Here is a 3,375-nt window from a genome sequence, read left to right as displayed (position 1 = left end):
GAATATCTGAAACAAGTGCTGTAAGGCCTATTGATGAAAGTACAATTACAGATGTTGCCGTAAGCAACTCTAATCTAGAGAAGGTCGAACCCGCATATGCACCCACCATACCAATTATCAAGGCAAAGACAATCATCTCATTTCTAATAGTGAATCGTGATGCACTTGGGTCGCCATTCTTATTTCTAAACACAAGCCAAATTCCAAGGCCTGCAAATAACATGAGTATCGAGAAGTAGCTAAAGTTTTGTGCAAGTGTTGGAGTTGCGTGTTCTGCAACCGAATCAACCAGAGGATCTTCTGAAGTCAAAAATGGATTTACTGCATTAAGATAACGGAAGCTCACCGAATGTGTACCACTTGCAGCCAAGAACACCGCCTATTATTAGCAATGCAGCCAAGACCAACAAGCTATTCCGTAGGCGATACTGTTCTTTGCTATATTTTTGAACCAAAATTATTACTACAAGCAGTATTGCAGGACCAATCATTGCCAATCCCCTTACACCAAATACAAAAGCCGGACCAGGTCTTGCAAACAGTCCTCCAGATATTATCATGGTTACTGCTACAAACAATGGAACTGCCCAGAGCAAGAACTTGTGATCTTTTCTTATGAAAGGCAGAGCAACAAAGAACAGTCCAAGAGGAAGAAGGAAGAACTCTATTCCACCCCAAGATGCAAATCCTATTGCAAGAAAGACTCCACCTCCTACCAATTTTGATATGGCAATCTTCTTGTTTTCTGATNCAGGCGATACTGCTCTTTGCTATATTTTTGAATCAAAATTATTACTACAAGCAATATTGCAGGGCCAATCATTGCCAAACCCCTTACACCAAATACAAAAGCCGGACCTGGTCTTGCAAATACTCCTCCAGAAATTATCATGGTTACTGCAACAAACAACGGGACTGCCCAGAGCAGGAATTTGTGATCTTTTCGTATAAAGGGCAGTGCGATAAAGAACAGGCCAAGAGGAAGAAGGAAGAATTCANAGCCAAAAACTACTGGAAATATTATAGTAAAGTCATAGAGACTTGTTCCACCGCCAAATATCTTGTACAATATTGCATCAGTTACATGCAATGGNGAGGAAGAAGGAAGAACTCTATTCCACCCCAAGATGCAAAACCTATTGCAAGAAAGAATCCACCGCCTGCCAATTTCGATATGGCAATTTTCTTGTTTTCAGACTTTAGCCCACTCAGAAACAGGTAGACTCCCAATAATCCATAAAACAGACCAAGAGGTTCAGACTTGAACCACCCAATTGTTCCCCTGACTATGATTGGAGGAGAGATGGCAAAGAAGAGTGATGCAAACAGTCCTGCACTTGTTCCACCCAATACACGAACCAAGGCAAATATCACTATTGCAGTCATGGAGCCANGAAGAGTGATGCAAACAGTCCTGCACTGGTACCACCCAACACACGCACTAGAGCAAATATTACTATTGCAGTCATCGAACCGAAGATTACTGGAAATATTATGGTAAAGTCATAGAGGCTCATTCCACCGCCAAATATTTTGAACAAAACTGCGTCAGTTACATGCAACGAGACTTGGGCAGTTGAAAAAACATCTNCTATAATTGAAGAACGGATCAAATTCATTTAGTTGAAATCCATAATCAGCAGCCTGGGAACGAACCATTGCAGAAACAGAAAATGACACTGCAAGAATTCCAATTACAAGAAGATGCCTCNCTCTATAATTGAAGAACGGATCAAATTCATTTAGTTGAAAACCATAATCAGCAGCCTGAGAACGAACCATTGCAGAAATAGAAAACGATACTGCAAGAATTGCGATTACAAGCAGATGCCTTAGGTGAAAATCAAATTTTCGTACTGTAAATAATTTGGCATCTTGGAGCAATCTAGTTTTTGGTGGAAAAACTCTGTTTATTACTCTTTTGTGAGGATTTGAACCTCACATGATTTTGCCAGTTGTTTGAACTCATGAGCATCTTTCTCANGTAAATAATTTGGCATCTTGGAGCAATCTAGTTTTTGGTGAAAAAACTCTGCTTATTACTCTTTTGCAAGAATTTGAACCTCACAGGATTTTACTAGTTGTTTAAACTCACGAGCATCCTTTTCACTACCAACAATTACTCCATAATGCATCGGGATTGCAATCTTTGGTTTTATCTTTTCTACTGCCTTGGCAGCTTCCTGTGCTGTCATGNTCGGGATTGCAATCTTTGGTTTTATCTTTTCTACTGCCTTTGCAGCTTCCTGTGCTGTCATGACATATGTTCCACTAACAGGTACAAGAGCAATCTCAGGTTTTAGATCAGACATCTCAGGAATCAAGTCAGTGTCACCAGTGTGGTATATCGTGATACCATTTAGTTCAAACAAAAAACCAATCTTGTTGTCTTCTTTTGGATGAAACGGTTTTTTTGTACCAGGATTTATCTTGGATACATTATACGCACGAATAGATTTGATTTTAACTTCTCTCACAGTTTTCTCCTCACCTGGAGAGATGCCAATCTTTTCTTTAAAGTCAAATCCTTTGAGTGTCTCAATGCATTCCTTTGCAGCAACAATGCTGGTTTCTTTTGTGGATATGTTCCTGAGATCACCCACACTGCAATGGTCAAAATGATTGTGTGAAATTAAAACCAGGTCTGCTTTTTCTTGTTTTGTTATTTTGAAGGGATCAACCATTATTGTAACATTACCAGTAATACTAAACGAATCATGGCCAAGCCATCTTATCTTGATTCCCTTGTATTCAAACATGACACAAATTCTGTTTTACCAAAATTAAAGCTTGCTTGGTTCAAGAACAATCTTGTCACTTGATACAGAAAGAACAGATCCTCCATTTTGTTTTATTCTTGATTTTAGCTCAGCATCAATGGTTGCTACAATTCCTCCATTTTGTTTTACATATGAAACCAAGGCATCATCAACAGATTTACCAGATATCGAAACTGTTTGAAAATTTTAATAATTTTTAGTGCATTCTGTGCAGAGCTTTTTTTTTATCGTTTCCAGATATTTTTTCCAATTCAGTTACCACCATGTCTGGCACAACATATTCTAGTGCACCAATTTCTGTCTCAACACTTGAGATGTTTTTGATCCTCTTGGAACCAAGAATCATAAGAAAACTAGAATCACAGATTATCTTAACCACTTGAAACACCAGCACCAATCAGTCGCCATCTTTCAGATATTCTTCGACTTATTGCCACCTTGCTGTTCTCAAAGATGCACACAGGTCTTTTGAATTGCAATTCTACAGTCTTGCCCCTCACACTAGTTACCTTTGACAAGAGCGGAGCAGTACCAAGACTCAATCTCAGGGATTCGCCTGTCTGTATTGCAGCAACCTTGATCTCTTCGCCAGAGC

The 3,375-nt window shown here is 39.2% G+C and carries 4 protein-coding genes and 3 pseudogenes; all 7 read right to left on the bottom strand.

What is annotated here, in order from left to right; genetic code table 11:
• Window positions 1-346, bottom strand: a pseudogene (locus DYY66_RS12330) (hypothetical protein); the annotation flags it as partial.
• 748 nt (window positions 347-1,094) lie between these two features.
• The coding region (locus tag DYY66_RS15205) for an STT3 domain-containing protein (RefSeq protein ID WP_394352661.1) at window positions 1,095-1,386 on the bottom strand (292 nt) is incomplete at its 3' end.
• Window positions 1,387-2,039: 653 nt separating this feature from the next.
• Window positions 2,040-2,196 (bottom strand): annotated as a pseudogene (locus tag DYY66_RS15200) (MBL fold metallo-hydrolase); the annotation flags it as partial.
• 1 nt (window position 2,197) lies between these two features.
• Window positions 2,198-2,759, bottom strand: a 562-nt coding sequence (locus tag DYY66_RS12310) for an MBL fold metallo-hydrolase (RefSeq protein ID WP_255496485.1), incomplete at its 3' end; no start/stop codon positions are given.
• 24 nt (window positions 2,760-2,783) lie between these two features.
• Window positions 2,784-2,921, bottom strand: a complete 138-nt coding sequence (locus tag DYY66_RS15195) for a hypothetical protein (protein WP_255496484.1) — start codon at window positions 2,919-2,921, stop codon at window positions 2,784-2,786.
• A 55-nt stretch (window positions 2,922-2,976) separates the two neighbouring features.
• Window positions 2,977-3,159, bottom strand: a complete 183-nt coding sequence (locus tag DYY66_RS15190; protein ID WP_255496483.1) for a hypothetical protein — start codon at window positions 3,157-3,159, stop codon at window positions 2,977-2,979.
• Window positions 3,152-3,375 (bottom strand): annotated as a pseudogene (locus DYY66_RS15185) (translation initiation factor IF-2 subunit gamma); the annotation flags it as partial. The gene DYY66_RS15190 and the pseudogene DYY66_RS15185, both read right to left, overlap by 8 nt.

The organism is Candidatus Nitrosotalea sp. FS, from assembly GCF_011319475.1.
GTDB lineage: Archaea > Thermoproteota > Nitrososphaeria > Nitrososphaerales > Nitrosopumilaceae > Nitrosotalea.
Note: the sequence above shows the minus strand (reverse complement) of the source record. Positions and strands in the feature narration are given on the sequence as shown.